This is a genomic window from Micromonospora sp. NPDC049662, from assembly GCF_040675055.1.
Classification (GTDB): domain Bacteria; phylum Actinomycetota; class Actinomycetes; order Mycobacteriales; family Micromonosporaceae; genus Micromonospora.
On the sequence record NZ_JBFAOC010000005.1, the window covers coordinates 176159 to 196822 of the forward strand.

The window sequence follows — 20664 nt, forward strand, 5'->3', positions numbered from 1 at the left end:
TCACCGCGCCGACGTCGCGGCCACAACCCGGCTCGCGTACGCGCCTCGCCCGCGTACGGGACCGTCACGCGGGCGCGGCGGCGAGCGGCGCGGGGGCGCCCAGGACGTCGGCGAGCAGTTGCGCACACCATTCGAGCAACGCCTGGTCGCGCAGCGGTTCGCCACCGATCCGACGGGTGCTCGGCCGGGGCACGCTGACCTGGTCGGTGGCCTGCTTGTAGACCGCGTCCGGGTGGTAGCGCTTGAGCCGCATCTGCTTCGAGTCCGGCAGCGGCAGCGGCCCGAACCGGATGTGCTTGCCCTGCATGGTCACGTCGGACAGGCCGTACCGGCGGGCCAGCAGGCGGAACCGGGCCACCGCCACCAGGTTCTGCACGGGGGCGGGCGGCTCGCCGTACCGGTCGGTCATCTCGGCGACGACCTCGCGCAGGCGGTCCTCGTCGCGCGCCTCGGCGAGCTTGCGGTACATCTCCAGGCGCAGGCGTTCCACGCCCACGTAGTCGTGCGGCAGGTGCGCGTCGACCGGCAGGTCGATCTTGACGTCGGTCTCCTCCTCCTGGCGCTCGCCCTTGAACGCGGAGACCGCCTCGCCGACCATCCGCACGTACAGGTCGAAGCCGACGCCCTCGATGTGCCCGGACTGCTCACCGCCGAGCAGGTTGCCGGCACCCCGGATCTCCAGGTCCTTCATCGCGACGTACATGCCGGCGCCCAGCTCGGTGTGCTGCGCGATGGTGGCCAGCCGCTCGTGGGCGTGCTCGGTGAGCGGCTTCTCCGGCGGGTAGAGGAAGTACGCGTACGCCCGCTCCCGGCCCCGGCCGACCCGACCCCGGATCTGGTGCAGCTGGGCCAGCCCGAGCAGGTCGGCCCGCTCGACGATCAGGGTGTTGGCGTTCGGGATGTCGATGCCCGACTCCACGATGGTCGTGCAGACCAGGACGTCGAACTCCTTCTCCCAGAAGCCGACCATGACCTTCTCCAGGGCCTCCTCGCCCATCTGCCCGTGCGCCACGGCCACCCGCGCCTCGGGCACCAGCTCGCGCAGCCGCCGCGCCGCCCGGTCGATCGACTCGACCCGGTTGTGCAGGTAGAAGACCTGCCCGTCGCGCAGCAGCTCGCGGTGGATGGACGCGGCGACCTGCCGGTCGTCCTGCGCGCCCACGAAGGTGAGCACCGGGTGCCGCTCCTCCGGCGGGGTGGCGATGGTGGACATCTCCCGGATGCCGGTGATCGCCATCTCCAGGGTGCGCGGGATCGGGGTGGCCGACATGCTGAGCACGTCCACCGAGGCGCGCAGCGTCTTCAGGTGCTCCTTGTGCTCGACACCGAAACGCTGCTCCTCGTCGACGATCACCAGCCCGAGCTGCTTGAACCGCGTCGCCGTCTGCAGGAGCCGGTGCGTGCCGATGACGATGTCGACGGTGCCGTCGGCGACCATCTCCAGCGTCCGCTCGGTCTCCTTGGCGGTCTGGAACCTCGACAGCTGCCGGATCTGCACCGGGAACTGGCTCATCCGCTCGGCGAACGTGTTGTAGTGCTGCTGCACCAGCAGGGTCGTCGGCACGAGCACCGCCACCTGCTTACCGTCCTGCACGGCCTTGAACGCCGCCCGCACCGCGATCTCGGTCTTGCCGTAGCCGACGTCGCCACAGATCAACCGGTCCATCGGGACGGTCTGCTCCATGTCCCGCTTGACCTCGTCGATCGCGGCGAGCTGGTCGGGCGTCTCCTGCCACGGGAAGGCGTCCTCCAACTCGCGCTGCCACGGGGTGTCCGGGCCGAACGAGTGGCCCTTGGACGCCTTGCGAGCGGCGTAGAGCTGGATGAGCTGCGCGGCGATCTCCCGGACCGCCTTGCGGGCACGGGCCTTGGACTTCTGCCAGTCCGAGCCGCCCATCTTGTGCAGGGCCGGCTGCTCACCGCCCACGTAACGGGAGAGCTGGTCGAGCTGGTCGGTGGGGACGAACAGCCGGTCGCCGGGCTGGCCGCGCTTGCTGGCCGCGTACTCGATGACCAGGTATTCCCTGCTGGCGCCGTTGACGGTGCGCTGCACCAGCTCGACGTACCGACCGATGCCGTGCTGCTCGTGCACCACGTAGTCGCCGGCCTTGAGCTCCAGCGGGTCGATCGTGTTGCGCCGGCGGCTCGGCATCTTGCGCATGTCCCGCGTCGAGGTGCCCCGGCCACCGGTCACGTCGTTACCGGTCAGCAGCACGAAACGGGACGCCTCGTCGACGAATCCGCTGGTCAGCGCGCCACAGGTGACGACCAGGTCGCCGGGGGCGGGTGCGGTGGGCACCTCCTCGGTGAGCCGCGCGCCCAGGCCCGCGTCGCGCAGGACCTCCACGGCACGCTGGGCGGGGCCGTGCCCCTCAAAGACCAGCGCGATCGACCAGCCCTCGCCGGCCCAGCGCTTGAGGTCGTCGACGACCCGCGCGGTCTCGCCGTGGTAGAGCGGGGCGGGCTGGGCGGCGAGGGTCACCGCGATGGCGTCGTCCGGGGTGACGCTGGCCTGCTCGGGCGCGTCCTCCCAGGGCTGCCGCGCCTCGGCGGTCTCCGCCTCGACCAATCCGAACGGGGACAGCGTCCACCAGGGCTGGCGGAGCGTGCCGGCGGTGGCGCGTACCTCGGCCAGGGTGCGGAAGGCGGCGGCGCCGACGTCCACCGGGGCCTGGCCGCCGACCGCGGCGGCGGCCCAGGAGGCCTGCAAAAACTCCTCAGAGGTACGCACCAGATCGTGCGCCCTCGTGCGAATGCGCTCCGGGTCGCACAGCAGGACGTGGGTGCCGGCCGGCATCGCGTCCAGCAGCAGCTCCAGCGAGTCGGGGCCGACCAGCACCGGGGCCAGCGACTCCATCCCCTCCACCGGGATACCCTCGGCCAGCTTGTCCAGGATCTCGGCCAGCTCGGGGTGCTGCTCGGCGAGCGCGGCGGCCCGCTCGCGCACTGTTGGGGTCAGCAGCAGCTCCCGACAGGGCGGCGCCCACAGCAGCGGCACCTGCTCGATGGTGCGCTGGTCGGCGACCGCGAAGGTGCGGATCTCCTCCACCTCGTCGCCCCAGAACTCGACCCGGGACGGGTGCTCGTCGGTGGGCGGGAACACGTCCAGGATGCCGCCGCGCACCGCGAACTCGCCGCGTTTGGTGACCAGGTCGACCCGGGCGTACGCCATGTCGGTGAGTCGGCGGGCGACCACCTCAAGGTCCGCTTCCTCGCCGGCCGCGAGCTGCACCGGTTCCAGGTCACCGAGGCCCTTGAGCTGCGGTTGCAGCAGCGACCGGACCGGGGCGACCACCACCCGCAGGGGACCCGTCCGGCCGTGCGCGTCGGCCGACTCGGGGTGCGCGAGGCGGCGCAGCACGGCCAGCCGTCGGCCCACCGTGTCCGATCGGGGGGAGAGCCGTTCGTGCGGCAGCGTCTCCCAGGAGGGGAAGACCACCACCTGCTCCGGCGGCAGCAGCCCGCCGAGCGCGGCGGCCAGGTCGTCGGCCTCGCGGGTGGTGGCGGTCACGGCCAGCACGGGTCGCCCGGCCCCGCCGGTGTCCGCGGCGACGGCCGCGACGGCGAACGGGCGCAGCGCGGCAGGAGCGGTGATGTCGAGGCCATCGACCTGGGCGGCACCGGAGCGCGCCAGGTCACGCGCCCGGGCCAGCCCGGGGTCGGCCAGGGCGGCGGAGAACAGACCGGTGAGCAAGGGAGTCCTTCCAGGGGAGTCGACGCACACGACGGCGGGCCCCTCGCCCAGTCGGACGGGGGGTGCGCACCCCACAAGCCTATCCCCGTCCACCGACACCCACCCCGTTCCGCCCAGGTCCCACGCCCTCGCGTCGCCCGCCCTCGCGCCCTCGTGCCCCGTGCCCTCGTGCCCCGCTCCGCCCCGCGCCCCGCTCCGCCTCGTGCCCCGCGCCTCGCGCCTCGCGCCTCGCGCCCCGCGCCCCGCGCCCCGCGCCCCGCGCCCCGCGCCCCGCGCCCAAGATCCTCACAACTTCGGGGATACTGCTGCTTCAGACGCGTCGGAGACAGCAATAACGGGGAAGTTGCGCGGATCTTGCCCGGCGCCCGCGATCTTGCCCCGCGCCCGCAGACTTGCCGCGTGCGCATGCGCTACAGCGCGAGCCGATGCGTACAGCGCGAGCCGATGCGTACAGCGCGAGTCCGCGCGGATCTTGACCGGGGCGGGACGCCGTGGTCGAGTGCGGGGATGGGTGAGCAGTGGCGGGCGCAGTTCGACGCGGAGGTCAGCTTCGCCAACGGAGGCGGGCTGCGGACCGAGGGGTTCCGGCTGGACATCCCTGGGCCGGAGATCACCGATGACGATCTGGCCGCGCTCTTCGTCCGGCATCTCGGGCTGCTCATGGTCGCCGAGGTCCGGATCAGCGCGAAAACGATCATCGAGGAACCGCACAAGGGTGGCCGCGCCGTCGCCCCGACCGGCGGCGGTCGCCGGCTGGTGGAGTTGAGCCACGTCATCAGCGACGGGATGACCACCCTGCCCGGGTGGCCGGGTCCGCGGGTCACCGACTGGCTGACGTACGCGGCGTCCCGGGAGCGGTACGCGCCGGGCACCGAGTTCCACGTGGCCCGGATCGACATGATCGCCAACACCGGCACGTACGTGGACACCCCCGCCCACCGCTGGGCCGGTCGCGAGGATCTGACCGGGGTGTCGTTGGACCGCCTCGCCGACCTGCCCGGGGTGGTGGTCCGGGTACCGGCCGACACCCGAGCCGTGGATCGGCTGCTGCTGGCACCGTACGAGGTGGCCGGGCGTGCGGTGCTGCTGCACACCGGGTGGGACGCGCACTTCGGCGCCGAGCGGTACGCCGCGCCGGAGGCGCCGTACCTGAGCGAGGACGGCGCGCGGGCACTGGCCGACGCGGGCGCGGCCCTGGTCGGCATCGACTCGATCAACATCGACGACATGAGCCCGGCGGCGAACGGCGTACGCCCCGCGCACAGCGTCCTGCTCGCCGCCGGCATCCCGGTCGTGGAGCACCTGACCGGCCTGGGCGCGCTGCCGCCGACCGGGTTCCGGTTCACCGCGGCGCCGCCGATGGTGGCCGGGATGGGCACCTTCCCGGTCCGCGCCTTCGCCGTGGTCGAGAGCTGAGGTCGAGAGCTAGGGCCGAGAGCCGTGGTCGAGAGCTGTGGTCAAGAGCTGAGGCCGTGACGGTCACGGAACGCCGTGCGGTGCCGAGCAGGTCGGGAGTCGGGGGAAGCTGTGCCCGCTGAGGGATTCGGTAGTGATCCGCGTCGGCACACCACCCCGGCCCGTTGGCGGGTGCTCGGGCACCCGGACGGGATGCTGATCTACCAGGTGCGCTGCATCGTCGAGAACCACGGGTGGACGGAGACCGTCACCCAGGACCGTCACAAGATCATGCTGGGCCGGTCCGGGGCGTACCGGCGTCGGCTCAACGGGCGGGTCGAGCTCTCCGACGCCACCTCGGTGCTGCTCACCCGGCCCGGGGACGACATGGCCGTGGCGCATCCGTTCGGCTGCGGCGACTCGTACACCTGCCTGGAGATCGATCCGTCGGTGCTGGCGGACCGGCCGGACGCCCAGCGCTGGATGGACCGGAGCGGTTGGGCGGGCACCTCGGACGCCACGCTGGACCTGGCGCACCGGCTGCTGGTGGCCGAGTTCCGGCGCGGGCTCGACCGGTTCGAGATGGCCGAACGGCTCCAGCGGTTCCTGGCCCGCCTGCTGCACCACAGCGACCTCGCCGCCGACGAGGTGGACGCCGAGGTCGAGCGGGCCGTCCGCCGACGGCCGGCGACGCTGGCCGCGCACCGGCGGCTCGCCGACCGGGCGCGCGAGGTGCTGGCCCACTCCGGCTTCACCCTCGGCCTGGGCGAGGTGGCCCGGGAGGTGGGCAGCTCACCGCACCACCTCAGCCGGGTGTTCCAGCGGGTGACCGGCAGCAGCCTGACCGCCTACCGCAACCGCCTTCGGGTGCGCGCCGTACTGGACACCCTCGCCGAGCCCGACGGCCGTCCGCTGGGCGCGCTCGCCACCGAGTACGGCTTCGCCGACCAGGCGCACCTGACCCGGGTGGTCCGCGAGCAGGTGGGTCATCCACCCGCGCGCCTGCGTCGACTGCTCGCCCCCGCCGGGTCGGACCCGAGCGTCACCGCCTGACACCGGACGCGGTGGAGGTGCCGTACCTGGGGGCGTACGGCACCTCCCTGGGCGCGGGTCCGCACCGGGCTTCGGGCCTCCCCGAACAGGCCCGCGGGCTCCGGGTCGGCCACCCTGGGCAGGGGACCTCCGGACCGACGAGAACCATCGTCGCCGTGACACCTTGAACAGGTCTTGAAGAAAATTGCTCGTCTGCGCCGGATGGCGGTCAGGATCGGACGCCCACCGGCGGAAAAGCCCCAAGCAGGACAAACCGCACCCTAGGCTGGCCTGGTGGACGAGTCGCCGGAGGTCCGGATACGCGACCAGATCCCTCGTACCGCCGGACTGCTGCTCGGCACCCTGGCGCTGGCCGTCGCGTTCATCGCCGCGTACGTCGGCGCCCTGCACCAACCCCACCCCCGCGACGTGCCGGTCGGCGTGGCGAGCGGCGACCAGGCCGCACGAACGGTCCTGACCGCCGTTCGCGACCGGACCAACACGATCAAGGCCATCGAGTACGCCGACCCGGGCGCCGCCGACGACGGTCTGACCAGCCGCGAGGTGTACGGGGTACTCGGCTCCACCCCCGACGGCGGGTTCGTCCTGACCACCGCCAGCGCCAGCGCGCCGGCCGCCACCGAGGTCGTCGTGCAGGTCCTCACCGCCGCCGCCGAACAGGCCCGGATGCCACTGCGGGTGGCCGACGAGGTGCCGGTCGCCGACACCGACCCGCGCGGTCTGGTCCCGTTCTACCTGGCGATCGGGTGCGTCCTCGGCGGGTACCTGGCCTCGACCGCGCTCGGCATCTCCGTCGGCACCACGCCGCGCACCCTGCGCCGCGCGGGCGTACGGATCGGCGCGCTCGCCGTCTACAGCGTCGTGCTCGGCATCGCCGGCGCGGTGATCGTCGGCCCGGTGCTGGACGTCTGGCACCACGACCTGCCGGCCGTCGCCGGCACCGGCATGCTCGCCGCCTTCGCCGCCGCGATGGTGGCCGCCGCCGTGCAGGGCTGGTTGGGCGTACTCGGCACCGGACTGGTGATCCTGCTGCTGGTGGTGCTCGGCAATCCGGGTTCCGGCGGCATCTACGCCCCGGAGTTCCTGCCCACCTGGCTGCGCGGCATGCACCGGTGGAACGTGCCCGGACTCGCCACCGATCTGGTCAAGTCGGCGGTGTACTTCGACCGACGGTCGATCGGCTGGCCCCTGACCGGGCTGGCGCTGTGGGCGGTGGTCGCCCTGGCGGCCCTGCTCGCCGCGACCGTGGTGCGGGGAGGCCGGGCAGGCACCCGCGCAAGACCCTGAGGTGATCTCCGGGGTGTTCCGTCTCACGACGCGGCGCGCCCGGAGCCCCTCCTGCCGGAGGGCCAGACGCGGATACCATCCAGGGAGTCGGACAGCGCTGTCCTTCGTACTCACGTAAGGAGCGCATCGTGACCGACCAGCACGACCACGACGGCCCGGACGCCGCGCTGCGCGCCGACATCCGCCGGCTCGGCACCCTCCTCGGCCAGACCCTGGCCCGCCAGGAGGGCCGCCCGCTCCTCGACCTCGTCGAGGAGATCCGCGCCCAGGTACGCTCCGACGTCCCGGCCGCCGCCCAGCGGCTCGGCGGGCTCGACGTGACCACCGGGACCAAGCTGGCCCGCGCCTTCTCCACCTACTTCCACCTGGCCAACATCACCGAGCAGGTGCACCGCGCACGGGACCTGCGCCGCCGCCGCGCCGTGCAGGGCGGCTGGCTCGACCAGGCAGCCAAGATGATCGCCGAGCGCGGCGTGCCGGCCGAGGAGATCGCCGCCGTCGCCCGCCGGCTGGCGGTCCGGCCGGTCTTCACCGCCCACCCCACCGAGGCGGCCCGCCGCTCGATCCTGTCGAAGCTGCGGGCCATCGCCGACGAGTTGGACACCGAGACCGCCAACGCGATCCTCTACGGCGCGAGCGACGAGGGCCCGGCCAACCGCCGGCTGGCCGAGCTGCTGGACCTCATGTGGCAGACCGACGAGCTGCGGCTGGACCGGCCGGACCCGACCGACGAGGCCCGCAACGCCATCTACTACCTGCGGGACCTGTACGCCGAGGCCGCGCCGCAGGTGCTCGACGACCTGGCTGACACCCTGCGGACCCTCGGCGTGGAGACGTCGCCGACGGCCCGCCCACTGAGCTTCGGCACCTGGATCGGCGGCGACCGCGACGGCAACCCGTTCGTCACCCCGGCGGTCACCCGCGAGGTGCTGACCATCCAGCACGAGCACGGCATCGCCGCCACCGAGAAGGCGATGGACCACCTGATCAACGAGGTTTCGGTCTCGCGCCGGCTGCGCGGGGTGTCGCTCGACCTCTCCGCCAGCCTCGCCGCCGACCTCGACGCGCTACCCGAGGTGGCGGCCCGGTTCCGCCGGGTCAACGCCGAGGAGCCCTACCGGCTCAAGGCGCGCTGCGTGAAGGCCAAGCTGGCCAACACCCGGCAGCGGCTGCGCCAGGGCACGGCCCACGTGCCGGGTCGGGACTACCGGGGCTCGGCCGAGCTGATCGCCGACCTGGACCTGCTGCGCGCGTCGCTGGCCCGCAACTCGGGGCAGCTCACGGCCGTCGGCCGGCTGGCCTCCACCATCCGGACGGTGTCCGCGTTCGGCCTGCACCTGGCGACCATGGACGTCCGGGAGCACGCCGAGAAGCACCACGAGGTGCTCACCCAGCTCTACGAGGCGGTCGGCGAGGTGCCGGACTACCCGGCGTTGAGCCGGTTGGAGCGCACCAAGCTGCTCGCCGACGAGCTGACCGGCCGGCGACCGCTGTCCACCCTGGACACCCCGCTGACCGAGTCGGCCCGCAAGACGTTCGACGTGTTCAGCACGATCCGCGAGGCGCAGGACCGGTTCGGCGCGGAGGTCATCGAGTCGTACATCATCTCGATGACCCTGGGCGTCGACGACGTGCTGGCCGCCGTGGTGCTCGCCCGCGAGGCCGGGCTGGTCGACGTGCACAGCGGCCGGGCCCGCATCGGTTTCGTGCCGCTGTTGGAGACCCCGGCCGAGCTGAACGCCGGCGGCGAGATCCTCGACGAGCTGCTGTCACTGCCCGCGTACCGGGCGCTGGTCGCGGCCCGTGGCGACGTGCAGGAGGTCATGCTCGGCTACTCCGACTCCAACAAGGAGGCGGGGATCACCACCAGCCAGTGGTCGATCCACCGGGCCCAGCGGGCGCTGCGTGACGTGGCCGCCCGGCACGGCGTACACCTGCGGCTCTTCCACGGTCGCGGCGGTACGGTCGGGCGCGGCGGTGGCCCCACCCACGAGGCGATCCTGGCCCAGCCGTACGGCACGCTGGACGGCGCGATCAAGGTGACCGAGCAGGGCGAGGTCATCTCCGACAAGTACACGCTGCCGTCGCTGGCCCGGGAGAACCTGGAGCTGACGCTCGCCGCGGTGCTCCAGGCGACGCTGCTGCACACCGCGCCCCGGCAGCCGGCCGAGATGCTGGAACGCTGGGACGCGACGATGGACGTGGTGTCCGAGTCGGCCTTCCGGTCGTACCGGTCGCTCGTCGAGGACCCGGACCTGCCGGCGTACTTCTGGGCGTCCACCCCCACCGAACTGCTCGGCGCGCTGAACATCGGCTCCCGGCCGGCGAAGCGTCCCAACACCGGCGCCGGCCTGTCCGGGCTGCGGGCCATCCCGTGGGTGTTCGGGTGGACGCAGACCCGACAGATCGTGCCGGGCTGGTTCGGCGTCGGCTCCGGCCTGGCCGCCGCCCGCGAGGCCGGGTTGGCGGACGTGCTGGCCGAGATGCACCGCAACTGGCATTTCTTCCGCACGTTCCTGTCGAACGTCGAGATGATGCTGACCAAGACCGACCTGAGCATCGCCCGTCGGTACGTCGAGACGCTGGTGCCGAAGAAGCTGCACCCGATCTTCGAGAAGATCGAGCAGGAGTACGAGCTGACCAAGCGCGAGGTGTTGGCCGTCACCGCCTCGCCGGCCCTGCTGGAGAACTCCCCGGTGCTCCAGCGCACCCTGGCCGTGCGCGACACCTACCTGGAGCCGCTGCACCACCTCCAGGTGGCGCTGCTGCGCCAGTACCGGGAGTCCGGCGCGGCGGGCCGGGCGGTCGCCACCGCACCGGGTGGTCGACGCGCTCCCAGCGACGGCACGGCCCTGGAACGGGCGCTGCTCACCACCGTGAACGGCATCGCCGCCGGCATGCGCAACACCGGCTGACCAGACAGCACGGCAACGGGCCCCGGTCGAGTCGACCGGGGCCCGTTTCGTATGTCGCTCAGCGCTCCGCGCCCGTCACCAGTCACCACCGCCGAAGTCGCCGCCGCCGAAATCGCCACCACCACCGAAGTCGCCGCCACCGAAACCGCCGCCGCCGAAGTCACCACCGGCATAGTCGCCGCCGCCGAAGTCACCCGCCTGGTCGCCACCACCGAAGTCGCCGCCCTGGTCGCCGTAGTCGCCGCCCTGGTCACCAGCGTCGCCGCCCTGGTCGTCGGCGTAGTCGGCGCCGTCGCCGAAGCCCTCCTGGTAGCCCTGGTCGTAGCCGTACCCCGGATCGGCGAAGGCCGGCGAGAACAGCGCGTCGGCGATCAGCATGCCGCCGAGCACGCCGGCGCCCGCGCCCAGCGCGGTCTTCCACCACGGCGTCGAGTACCAACCGGCCGGCACCGGCCGACCCTGGTACCGCCCACCCGGGTAGTAGTAGGGCGTGTCCCGACCGGGCTGCGGGCCCGCCCGGAAGGTCTGGCCCTGCACGTCGACCTCGCGCTCCTTGGTGAGCTGCCCGACGCCCCGCGCGGCGGCCAGCGCCGGCACCTCGGGGCCGGGGTCGATGCCCAGCGCCGTCCGCGCCGCCCGGATGTACGCCAACCCCTCCAGCGCGGTCTCCCGGGCGAGCGCGAACTGGTTCGGCGTCCGCGCCTGCTCCAACTGCGAGCCGGCCGCGTTGTAGCGCTCCCCCGCGTCGGCGAGCGCCTGCCGGACGGCGGGCTCCTCACCCTGCAGGGTCATCAACTGGCCGCCGAGGCGCTCGTACCACCGTTGCGCCTCGGCGCGGGCGTCGCCGAGCGCGACACGCCGCTGAGCATTGGACCGGGAGTAGGCGAGCAGGCCGGCACCCACCACGGCGGCGACGACGACCACCAGGCACAGCAGAGCTTCCATGTCAACGAACGTACCCCCGGGTGTCACGTCGCACCCGTCTGGCAAGCTCCGGTGATGGACGTCTCGACGTTGCTGGTGGTGGTCGTCTGCCTCGGTGCCGGCGGGGCGGTGGGTTGGTACGCGGCCCGGTCCCGGTCGGCGGCCGACATCGCCCGGCTGGACGCCACCCTGACGGCCACCCGCGAGGGCGAGGGGCGGCTGGAGCAGTCCATGCGGGCGTTGAGCTACGAGGCGACGGCGCAGTCCCAGGAGGCGGTGGCCCGGGCCGTGGCGCCGCTGCACGACAGCCTGCGCCGCTACGAGCAGCGGGTGGCCGAGCTGGAACACGACCGCGTCGACGCGTACGCCGAGCTGCGCGAGCAGGTCCGCTCGATGAACGTGGTCTCCGGTGAGCTGCGCACCGAGACCAAGCAACTGGTGGCCGCGCTGCGCGCGCCACAGGTGCGGGGCCGCTGGGGCGAGCACCAACTGCGCCGGATCGTCGAGGCGGCCGGCATGCTGGAGCACTGCGACTTCTCCGAGCAGGTGACCGCCGCCACCGACGATCAGGTCGTCCGCCCGGATCTGGTGGTACGCCTGCACGGCGGCCGGTCCGTGGTGGTGGACGCGAAGGCGCCCTTCGACGCGTACCTGACGGCCATGGAGGCCCGCGACGAGCGCGGCCGGGACACCTACCTCGACGCGCACGCCCGACACCTGCGCGGGCACGTCGACGCCCTGGCCGCCAAGTCGTACTGGTCGGCGTTCGACAGCTCGCCCGAGTTCGTGGTGCTGTTCGTCCCGGCCGACCCGTTCCTCGACGTCGCCCTCCAACGCGATCCGACGCTGCTGGAGCACGCGTTCGCCCGCAACGTCGTGCTGGCCACGCCGGCCACCCTGGTCGCGCTGCTGCGCACGGTGGCCTACTCGTGGCGGCAGGAGGCGCTGGCCCGCAACGCGGTGGCGGTGCACACCCTCGCCCGGGAGCTGTACGGCCGGCTCGCCACCCTCGGCGACCACGTGGGCAAGCTCGGATCGTCGCTGACCGGCGCGGTGACCGCGTACAACCGGGCGGTCGGCTCGCTGGAGGCGCGGGTGCTGGTCAGCGCCCGCAAGCTCGCCGAGCTGGGCGTCTCGGACGAGGAGCTGGCGGCCCCCGCCCAGGTCGAGCTGACCCCGCGCCAGCCGCAGGCTCCGGAGCTGCTCAACGACGCCGACCGCTGACGGGGGGCCGTTTCCCTAACGCCGGTTGGCGCTCTCGACGACGAACGGGATGCCCTGCTGGCAGGTGGTCATCGTGCCCTTCTCCACCCGGCCGGTGACGGTCACCCGGGCACCGGCGGTCAGCACATCCCGGGGCCCGCCCACCAGCAGGTACCCGTCGAGGAGCACGCAGTTCGGCTCCACTCCGGCGGTGATCGTGCCGGTGAGCTCGGTGGCGCCGACCGGCGGCGGGACGGTGGGCCCGCCCGGCGACTTGATCGGCGGGGCGGGGGTGCTGGGCGACTCGGGGGTGCTCGGCGACGCGGGAGTGCTCGGCGACGCGGAGGCGGGCTGCCCGGTCGTCGCCGACGGTCCGCCGGGGGTGGCGGGACCGCCGGTTTCACCGCAGGCGCTCAGCGCCGCGCAGACGACCAGAGCGGGGACGACGAGCCGAAATGTCCTCATGCCGTCTTCGACGTACGGGACGGGCCCGGCGTTCCGCCGCGCTGGCGCTGGATCGTGTCAGCCGCGGGCCGCGGCGGCCTTCATGTCCCGCTTCAGCTCCTGCGGAAGCGAGAAGGTGAGCCGTTCGTTGGCGGTGGTGATCTCTTCGACGTCGGCGAAGCCGCGCTCGGCCAGATGTGCCAGCACATCGCGGACCAGGTCCTCGGGGACGCTCGCGCCGGAGGACACGCCGACCGTGCGGGCGTCGGCCAGCCAGGCGTCGTCGATCTCGTGGGCGAAGTCGATGAGGTGACCGGCGCGCGCGCCGGCGTCCAGGGCGACCTCGACCAGGCGGACCGAGTTGGACGAGTTCGTCGAGCCGACGACGATCACCACGTCGCACTCCGGTGCGATCTCCTTGACCACGTGCTGCCGGTTGGAGGTGGCATAGCAGATGTCGTCGCTGGGCGGGGACTGGAGCAGTGGCAGCCGCTGCTTGAGCCGGGCGACCGTCTCCAGGGTCTCGTCCACCGAGAGCGTGGTCTGGGAGAGCCAGACCACCTTCTCCGGGTTCCGCACGGTGACCTTGTCGACGCCGTCCGGGCCGTCCACGAGCTGGATGTGCGCGGGCGCCTCACCGGCGGTGCCGACGACCTCCTCGTGCCCCTCGTGGCCGATCAGCAGGATGTCGTAGTCCTCGGCGGCGAACCGCTTCGCCTCCTGGTGCACCTTGGTGACCAGTGGGCAGGTCGCGTCGATGGCCTTCAGCGAACGCTCCCGCGCCTGCTCGTAGACCTCGGGCGCCACGCCGTGCGCGGAGAAGATGACGGTCGAGCCCTCCGGCACCTCCTCGTTCTCCTCCACGAAGATCGCGCCCTGGGACTCCAGGGTCTGCACGACGTGCTTGTTGTGCACGATCTGCTTGCGGACGTAGATCGGGGCGCCGTACAGCTTCAGTGCCTCCTCGACGGTCTGCACCGCACGGTCCACACCCGCGCAGTAGCCACGAGGCTTGGCCAAAAGCACGCGCTTACCAGTCCGGAGATCAGTCACCCCCCCATCGTACGTGCCGCTGGTCCCCCCGCACCCGGGCCCAAATCCCGGTGATCAAGAGGTTCGCGTCAGAAACGCGCCCGGATCCGACGCAAACTTCTTGATCACCGAGGGCCTCCGTAGGGTTGGGGGGTGAGTGGGGTGAGTGGTGTGGGTGGGGTGGGTGGTGGGGGCGGCGAGGGCCGGAGCAGCGCGGAGGAACCGTGGCCGGTTCGGGTTGTCTCGCAGAAGGTCGGGGCGTGGATCGCCAAGCTGGGCTGGGTGTGGGTGGACGGGCAGGTGGCGCAGATCAGCCGCCGTCCCGGGGCCACCACCGTCTTCCTGACCCTGCGTGACCCGTCCGCCGACCTGAGCCTGACCGTCACCACCAACCGTGACGTGCTCGACGCCGGCGCGCCGGAGCTGCGCGAGGGTGCCCGGGTGGTGCTGCACGCCAAGCCGGAGTTCTACGCCGCCCGGGGCACGTTGAGCCTGCGGGCCGACGAGATCCGCCAGGTGGGTCTCGGTGAGCTGCTGGCCCGGCTGGAGAAGCTCAAGAAGCTGCTCGCCGCCGAAGGACTGTTCGACCGGGCCCGCAAGCGTCGGCTGCCGTTCCTTCCCGGCCGGATCGGTCTGATCACCGGCCGGGCGTCCGCCGCCGAGCGGGACGTGCTGACCAACGCGCGCCGGCGCTGGCCCGCCGTGGAGTTCCGGACGGTCAACGTGGCGGTGCAGGGCCCGTCCGCCGTGCCGCAGATCGTGGACGCGCTCAAGGTCCTGGACGCGGACCCGAGCATCGATGTGATCATCATCGCCCGGGGTGGTGGCGGCATCGAGGACCTGCTGCCCTTCTCCGACGAGGCACTGTGCCGGGCCGTCTTCGGCTGTCGTACCCCGGTGGTCAGCGCGATCGGCCACGAGACGGACACGCCGCTGATCGACTACGTCGCCGACCTGCGGGCCTCCACCCCGACCGACGCGGCCAAGCGGGTGGTCCCCGACCTCACCGAGGAGGTACGCCTCATCGGTCAGGCCCGGCACCGGCTCCAGCGGGCGGTGCGCAACCTGGTCGACCGGGAGTCGCACCGCCTCGACAGCCTGCGCTCCCGGCCGGTGCTGGCCCGGCCGCAGGTGATGGTGGAGCACCGTGCGACCGAGCTGGCCGCACTGCGTCAACGCGCCGGGCGCTGCCTGGACCACCGGGTCGCGGCCGCCGACGACGACCTGCGGCACACCCTGGCCCGACTGCGCGCCCTCTCCCCCGCCGCGACGCTCGACCGGGGGTACGCGATCGTGCAGCGCGCCGACGGGCACGTCGTCCGGGCGGCGGCCGAGGTCGGCAAGGGCGACCCGCTCCGGGTACGCCTCGCCGAGGGCGAGCTGGCCGCGACGGTCGGCGGGGACGTGGCGACGAAGTGACACCGACCGGGGTGTGCTGAGATGGACGCGATGACTGACGACACGAAGGCCGGGCCGGACGAGCGGCTCAGCTACGAGCAGGCCCGCGCCGAACTGGCCTCGGTGGTCGAGCGGCTGGAGGCCGGCGGCACGTCCCTGGAGGAGTCGCTGGCGCTGTGGGAGCGCGGCGAGGCGCTGGCGGTGATCTGCCAGCGCTGGCTGGACGGTGCGCGGGCGCGAATCGACGCCGCCCGTCAGGAACCGTCCGCCTGACCGTCGGGTGGGATGGCCGGAGCCACCCCACCCGTACGACGGTCAGTTGAACAGGCTGTACAGCTCGGCGGGCGCTTCGACGACCTGGTCCGCCGGCGGCTTCTGCGCCGGGGTGGCGGAGCCGTAGTCGGAGTACGTCATCTTGATCTCCTGGGCCGTGGTCTGGCCGGAGGCCGGGAGTTGCAGCGCCAGCTCGCTCAGCCGGCCCTGCGGGTCGACCTTCGCGGTGAACGGGACCGTCTTCGCCTGGGTGCCCAGCGCGGCGATCGTGGCGGCGTTCAGCGAGCCCGCCTCGGCGGCCTTGGTGACGTCGATGGTGCCGGCGTACGTGCCGGTGCCGGTGCTGCGGACCTCGGTGATGCCCTGGGTCAGCACCGCGCTGCCGGCCGGGTCGACCTTGTCGAAGTCGAAGCCGAGGTTCTTGTTGCCCTTGACGCGGGCCTGGTCGAGGTGCTGGTACTTACCGAGGTTGAGCTGCTTGATGGCGGGCAGGCTGTCGGCGGTGGGGCCGGTCAGTTCCAGCTTCACCCAGCTGTCCGGCTTGGCGTGGATCACGTCGAGCTTCATGGCCAGGTCAGAGGAGGGGCCACCGATGGCGAACTTCAGAGCGGCGCTCTGACTCGGCTGGTGCACCTGCCCCTCAGCCGTGGACCCGGCGCCGGAGAGGGTGAACCGGAAGTTGCCGTCGCTGATCGCCTTGGTGGAGTCGAGCAGGGCCTGCTTGGCGTCGCCGGACACCGGCGCACCGCCGGACTGGCTCGGCGCCCCGGACGCGCTCACCGTCGGGGACGCGGTTGACCCGGCCGTGCCGGTCGTGCCACCGGCGCAGGCGGCCAGGGCGGGCGTGAACAGGGCGGCGGCTACCAGGCCGGCACCCAGTCGTCGAACAGTCATACGTGTCTCCCAAGGGGGTCACCCGACTACCTGGTCGGCGCCGGAAACCGGGCGACGCGGCAGCCCTTCGGCCACGTCGCACAATCCGGGCCGAGCGGCGCGCCCGGATCGCTCTCTTCTTGTTCCCTGTCGACGCGTCGGACAATCACCCTTGTTGTCCGGTTGTTTGCGGGCAACCGGTGCCGAACAGAGCGGGCCGGGGTGACCTCTGGTCGCCCCGGCCCGCCGTGCGGCTTACTTGAACATCTCGTACGTCTCCGCCGGGGCTTCGACCACCTTGTCCGCCGGCGGCTTCTGGGCGCCGGTCCCGGCGCCGTAGCCCGCGTATCCGATCTTGATGTCGTGCGCGGCGGTCTCGCCGGCGGCCGGCACCGAGATGACCAGCTCGGTGAGGCGACCCTGCGGGTCCAGCTTGGCGGTGAACGGCAGCGACTTGGCCTGCGCGCCGAGCGCCTTGACCACGTCCTCGTCGAGGGCGACCGACTCCGCGGAGGCGCTGATGTCGATCTTGCCGGCGTAGCTGCCCTCGCCGGTCTTCTGCACCTCGGTCACGCCCTTGACCAGGGTCTCGCTGTCGACCGGGTCGAACGTCTCCGGGTCGAGCTGGAAGTCCTTGATCTCCTTGGCCTTGGTCTTGTCGAGGTGCTGGTACTTGCCCTTGTTCTTCGCCAGCTCGGGGACCATGGCCGCCATTTCGCCGCCGAGCTCCATCTTCACCCAGCTCTCCGAGTCGATGTAGATGAGGTCCATCTCCATCGACACGTCCTGGGAGGCGTCGCCCATCTTCATGGTCAACTGCGCGCTGTTGCTGGGCTTGTGCACCAGGCCACCGCCGGTCAGGTCGGCGCCCGCAATGGTGAACGTGAAGTCGCCCTTGGCCATCTCCTTCGTGGAGGCGAGCAGCGCCTCCTTCGGGTCGGCCGGTACGGCCGGAGCGGACGCGCTCGGGGCGGCGGCCGGCTCGGCAGCGTCGGACTTGCACGCGGCCAGGCCGGGGACGAGCAGGGTGGCGGCGAGGAAGCCGAAGCTCCACCGTCGAATGTTCACTGAGTTCTCACTTCACAAAAGGGGACATGGTCCGGCCACCGCGTGCGGGCCGGACCGAGCCGAGGGAGCGTACCGGACCGGCCCCCTCGGCGTGCGCCTCCTCGACTGTGGACTCCTCAGCCCAGCGCGCCGGCCAACTCCCGCAGTTCGTTGTCCCGCGCGTCACCGATCACGAGCACCGTGCGGGTCGGCTCCAGCAGGGCCAGCGCCTGCTGGTTCCCCCGGGCCGTGTACCGCTGCCACGTGCGCCCACTCAACTCGGTCGGCCCCTGTGGCTGCCCCTGGTCGGTCAGCTCGGCCGGCAGCAGCCGCTCGGCCGGCACGCTGCTCTGCACGAGCTGCACACCCCTGCCCTCCGGCGTCAGGTAGCCGATCCGCAGCGTCGCGCCACCCTCGACGCTCTGGTAGCGGGCGCTGACCGTACGCCATCCGGAGCCGAGCCCGTGCGGCTCGCTCACCGGGACCGCGTTCGCGGACCGCGCCTGTTCGATCGCCGGGGCGGGGTCGACGGTGGTGGCCTCGTCGCCGCCCAGGAAACCCCGGTAGAACGCCAGCAGCAGGGCGATCGGGACGAGCAGCACCAGCAGCGAGATCGCCATGTCCTTGGGTGACCGCTCGGACTTGCCCGCCGTCGCGGCCGCCCGGGGCGGCGACGGCCGGGCCGCCGGCCCCGGTCCGACGTGGGCCGGCTCGGCCACGGGGGTCGCCTCGTCGGCGACCAGGGCCGGCTCGCCGGTGGTCGGTGCCGTCGGATCCACCGGGCCCGTCGCGGCGGGCCCGGCGCCGGGGGCGTCCGGGAGGTCGGCCGGCGGCTGGCCGTCGGGCGGCGTCTGGTCGGCGGGTACGCGGTCAGCAGGCTGTGCGGGTTCCACCCTGCCATCTTCGCAGCCGCCCGACCGGCGGTATCCGGCCCATCACCGCCCCGCACCCGCGCTCGGTCGGCCATCGTGTGAGGATCAGCGACAAAGCCGGCAGCGACGCCACTTCGCCGCCGGCCGTCCCCGCACCGTCGCGAGGAGGAGCAGCCGTCATGACGAACACCAGGACCCGGATCCCACAGGATCTCGACCGCAACCTGGCCCTCGACCTGGTCCGGGTCACCGAGGCCGCGGCGATGGCCGCCGGCCGCTGGGTCGGCCGGGGTGACAAGGAGGGCGGCGACGGCGCCGCTGTCGACGCCATGCGCAAACTGATCAACTCGATCCAGATGCGCGGCGTCGTGGTGATCGGCGAGGGCGAGAAGGACAACGCCCCGATGCTCTTCAACGGCGAACACGTCGGCGACGGCACCGGCCCGGAGGTGGACGTCGCGGTCGACCCGGTGGACGGCACCACGCTGATGAGCAAGGGCATGCCGAACGCCCTCGCGGTGCTCGCCGTCTCGGAGCGAGGCGCGATGTTCGACCCCAGCGCGGTCTTCTACATGGAGAAGCTCGCGGTCGGTCCCGCGTACGTCGACGTGATCGACATCAACGCCGGGGTCAGCGAGAACCTGCGCCGGATCGCCAAGATCAAGGGCACCGACGTCTCCGAGGTGACCGTCTGCGTGCTGGACCGCAGCCGCCACGAAGACCTGGTCACCCAGATCCGCCGGACCGGCGCGGGCATCAGGTTCATCTCCGACGGCGACATCGCCGGTTCCATCCTGGCGGCCCGCGGCGAGTCGGACGTCGACGTGCTCATGGGCATCGGCGGCACCCCGGAGGGCATCATCTCGGCCTGCGCGCTCAAGTGCATGGGTGGCGCCATGCAGGCCAAGCTGTGGCCGCGCGACGCCGAGGAGCGGGAGAAGGCCCTCGCCGCCGGGCACGACCTGGACCGGGTGCTCGGCACCGACGACCTGGTCACCGGGGACAACTGCTTCTTCGTGGCGACCGGTGTCACCTCCGGTGACCTGCTGCGCGGGGTGCGGTACCGGGCCGGCGGCGCGTACACCCAGTCGATCGTCATGCGCTCGAAGAGCGGCACCATCCGGGTCATCGACTCGTACCACCGGCTGGAGAAGCTGGCGCTCTACTCCGCGGTCGACTTCGACGGTCGCCCGCTAGCCGAACAGGAGTGAGCGGCACCGGCACCGCGGCTCCGCCGACCCTGCCAGCCACCCGCCGGATCATCGGTGTCGCGCTGGCGTCGGTCGCCGGGGTCGCGGTGGCGGCGCAGTCTCGGATCAACGGCGAGCTGGGCGTACGCCTGGCCGATGGTTTCGCCGCCGCGGTGGTCTCCTTCGGGCTGGGCCTGGTGGTGCTGCTGGTGCTGGTGCCGGCAACCCCTGGCGGGCGGCGAGGGCTGCTCGCCGTACGGCGGGCCCTCACGGCCGGCACGCTGCGCCCGTGGCAGTGCCTCGGGGGAATGTGCGGGGCGTTGCTGGTGGCCACGCAGGGGCTCACCATCGGCTCGCTGGGGGTGGCGGTCTTCACCGTGGCGGTGGTGGCCGGCCAGTCCGGTAGCAGCCTCGCCGTCGACCGCGCCGGCATCGGCCCGACCGGTCGGCAGCCGGTCACCCGACAGCGCCTGGCCGGCGCGGTGCTCACGGTGCTCGCGGTCGTCCTGGCGGTCGGTGACCGGCTCGGCGATCCGGGCGGGCTGGCGCTGGCGCTGCTGCCCCTGCTGGCCGGGGTGGGCATCGCCTGGCAGCAGGCGGTGAACGGGCAGGTCCGGGGGGCGGCCGACAGCGCGTTGACCGCCACGCTGGTGAACTTCGCCGTGGGCACGGCAACCCTGCTGGTCGCGTTCGCGGTCGACATCGCCGTACGCGGCTGGCCGACCGGTCACGCGCCGAACGAACCGTGGCTCTACCTGGGCGGCCCGATCGGCATCGTGTTCATCGCGATCGCCGCCGCGATCGTGCGGACGACAGGTGTGCTGCTGCTCGGCCTGGCCACCATCGCCGGCCAGATCGTGGGGGCCGTACTGCTGGATCTGGTGCTGCCCACAGCGGCCTCGCACCCCAGCGTGAACAGCCTGCTCGGGGCGGCACTGACGTTGGTGGCCGTGCTGATAACCGCCCTGGCCCCACCCGCCGCCCAGCCGTGACCGTTGGCAGCTCGATCCACTCTGGTTCATCGAAACCGCGCTGTCCCACCGCCTCCGACGCCCCGATGTTCA

Annotated in this window: 16 protein-coding genes; 9 read left to right on the forward strand and 7 right to left on the reverse strand. The window is 72.6% G+C overall.

The features are described 5' to 3' along the window. Window positions 1-64 precede the first annotated feature (64 nt). Complete coding sequence (gene mfd, locus AB0J36_RS06290) at window positions 65-3694, reverse strand: transcription-repair coupling factor (protein ID WP_357397552.1); 3630 nt, start codon at window positions 3692-3694, stop codon at window positions 65-67. Between the two features lie 507 nt (window positions 3695-4201). On the opposite strand from mfd, the gene AB0J36_RS06295 reads away from it, so the two are divergent. The 4 genes from AB0J36_RS06295 (at window position 4202) to ppc (ending at window position 10344) form a co-directional block, all read left to right on the forward strand. Then, a complete protein-coding gene (locus tag AB0J36_RS06295) occupies window positions 4202-5110 on the forward strand; it encodes a cyclase family protein (protein WP_357130147.1) in 909 nt (302 codons plus the stop codon). A gap of 111 nt (window positions 5111-5221) precedes the next feature. Next, complete coding sequence (locus AB0J36_RS06300) at window positions 5222-6142, forward strand: AraC family transcriptional regulator (protein WP_357395946.1); 921 nt, start codon at window positions 5222-5224, stop codon at window positions 6140-6142. A 273-nt stretch (window positions 6143-6415) separates the two neighbouring features. After that, entirely contained in the window at window positions 6416-7429 is a 1014-nt protein-coding gene (locus tag AB0J36_RS06305) for a hypothetical protein (RefSeq protein WP_357395944.1), read from the forward strand. A gap of 128 nt (window positions 7430-7557) precedes the next feature. Then, window positions 7558-10344, forward strand: a complete 2787-nt coding sequence (gene ppc, locus AB0J36_RS06310; RefSeq protein WP_357130155.1) for a phosphoenolpyruvate carboxylase — start codon at window positions 7558-7560, stop codon at window positions 10342-10344. 75 nt (window positions 10345-10419) lie between these two features. Here the strand turns inward: ppc and AB0J36_RS06315 are convergent, their stop codons facing one another. Beyond that, window positions 10420-11289: a hypothetical protein gene (locus AB0J36_RS06315; RefSeq protein WP_357174984.1), complete on the reverse strand. Its 870-nt coding sequence runs from the start codon at window positions 11287-11289 to the stop codon at window positions 10420-10422. A gap of 54 nt (window positions 11290-11343) precedes the next feature. Here AB0J36_RS06315 and AB0J36_RS06320 point away from each other — a divergent pair, with 54 nt between their 5' ends. Further along, window positions 11344-12492 carry a DNA recombination protein RmuC gene (locus AB0J36_RS06320; protein ID WP_357174986.1) on the forward strand — a complete coding sequence of 383 codons (1149 nt, stop codon included), beginning with the start codon at window positions 11344-11346 and terminating at the stop codon, window positions 12490-12492. Between the two features lie 15 nt (window positions 12493-12507). Here the strand turns inward: AB0J36_RS06320 and AB0J36_RS06325 are convergent, their stop codons facing one another. Then, window positions 12508-12936: a hypothetical protein gene (locus AB0J36_RS06325; RefSeq protein WP_357395941.1), complete on the reverse strand. Its 429-nt coding sequence runs from the start codon at window positions 12934-12936 to the stop codon at window positions 12508-12510. Window positions 12937-12993: 57 nt separating this feature from the next. After that, window positions 12994-13968: a 4-hydroxy-3-methylbut-2-enyl diphosphate reductase gene (locus tag AB0J36_RS06330; RefSeq protein ID WP_357395938.1), complete on the reverse strand. Its 975-nt coding sequence runs from the start codon at window positions 13966-13968 to the stop codon at window positions 12994-12996. A 132-nt stretch (window positions 13969-14100) separates the two neighbouring features. Here AB0J36_RS06330 and xseA point away from each other — a divergent pair, with 132 nt between their 5' ends. Together xseA and AB0J36_RS06340 are read left to right on the forward strand one after the other, a co-directional pair. Further along, window positions 14101-15366: an exodeoxyribonuclease VII large subunit gene (gene xseA / locus AB0J36_RS06335; protein WP_357395935.1), complete on the forward strand. Its 1266-nt coding sequence runs from the start codon at window positions 14101-14103 to the stop codon at window positions 15364-15366. Between the two features lie 30 nt (window positions 15367-15396). After that, window positions 15397-15618 carry an exodeoxyribonuclease VII small subunit gene (locus AB0J36_RS06340; RefSeq protein WP_355048864.1) on the forward strand — a complete coding sequence of 74 codons (222 nt, stop codon included), beginning with the start codon at window positions 15397-15399 and terminating at the stop codon, window positions 15616-15618. A 42-nt stretch (window positions 15619-15660) separates the two neighbouring features. On the opposite strand, the gene AB0J36_RS06345 is transcribed toward AB0J36_RS06340, so the two are convergent. From AB0J36_RS06345 to AB0J36_RS06355, 3 genes are all read right to left on the reverse strand, one after another. Next, the gene (locus tag AB0J36_RS06345; RefSeq protein ID WP_357130170.1) at window positions 15661-16512 is read right to left on the reverse strand and encodes a hypothetical protein; all 852 of its coding nucleotides are present in this window, start codon (window positions 16510-16512) and stop codon (window positions 15661-15663) included. Window positions 16513-16746: 234 nt separating this feature from the next. Continuing rightward, window positions 16747-17559 carry a hypothetical protein gene (locus AB0J36_RS06350; protein WP_355048866.1) on the reverse strand — a complete coding sequence of 271 codons (813 nt, stop codon included), beginning with the start codon at window positions 17557-17559 and terminating at the stop codon, window positions 16747-16749. A gap of 116 nt (window positions 17560-17675) precedes the next feature. Continuing rightward, window positions 17676-18431, reverse strand: coding sequence for a DUF4245 family protein (locus tag AB0J36_RS06355; RefSeq protein WP_357130174.1), 756 nt, complete (start codon window positions 18429-18431; stop codon window positions 17676-17678). Between the two features lie 158 nt (window positions 18432-18589). Between AB0J36_RS06355 and glpX the strand changes: the two genes are divergently transcribed. Both glpX and AB0J36_RS06365 read left to right on the forward strand, forming a co-directional pair. Further along, entirely contained in the window at window positions 18590-19621 is a 1032-nt protein-coding gene (glpX, locus tag AB0J36_RS06360) for a class II fructose-bisphosphatase (RefSeq protein WP_357130177.1), read from the forward strand. Continuing rightward, complete coding sequence (locus tag AB0J36_RS06365; protein WP_357130180.1) at window positions 19618-20592, forward strand: DMT family transporter; 975 nt, start codon at window positions 19618-19620, stop codon at window positions 20590-20592. The genes glpX and AB0J36_RS06365 overlap by 4 nt, the downstream gene beginning before the upstream one ends. Window positions 20593-20664 lie beyond the last annotated feature (72 nt).

Coding starts and splice junctions, on each gene's coding strand:
- AB0J36_RS06315 (WP_357174984.1), bottom strand. CDS start 11,289: ATGGAAGCTCTGCTGTGCCTGGTGGTCGTCGTCGCCGCCGTGGTGGGT.
- glpX (WP_357130177.1), top strand. CDS start 18,590: ATGACGAACACCAGGACCCGGATCCCACAGGATCTCGACCGCAACCTG.
- AB0J36_RS06340 (WP_355048864.1), top strand. CDS start 15,397: ATGACTGACGACACGAAGGCCGGGCCGGACGAGCGGCTCAGCTACGAG.
- AB0J36_RS06320 (WP_357174986.1), top strand. CDS start 11,344: ATGGACGTCTCGACGTTGCTGGTGGTGGTCGTCTGCCTCGGTGCCGGC.
- AB0J36_RS06325 (WP_357395941.1), bottom strand. CDS start 12,936: ATGAGGACATTTCGGCTCGTCGTCCCCGCTCTGGTCGTCTGCGCGGCG.
- AB0J36_RS06345 (WP_357130170.1), bottom strand. CDS start 16,512: ATGACTGTTCGACGACTGGGTGCCGGCCTGGTAGCCGCCGCCCTGTTC.
- AB0J36_RS06295 (WP_357130147.1), top strand. CDS start 4,202: ATGGGTGAGCAGTGGCGGGCGCAGTTCGACGCGGAGGTCAGCTTCGCC.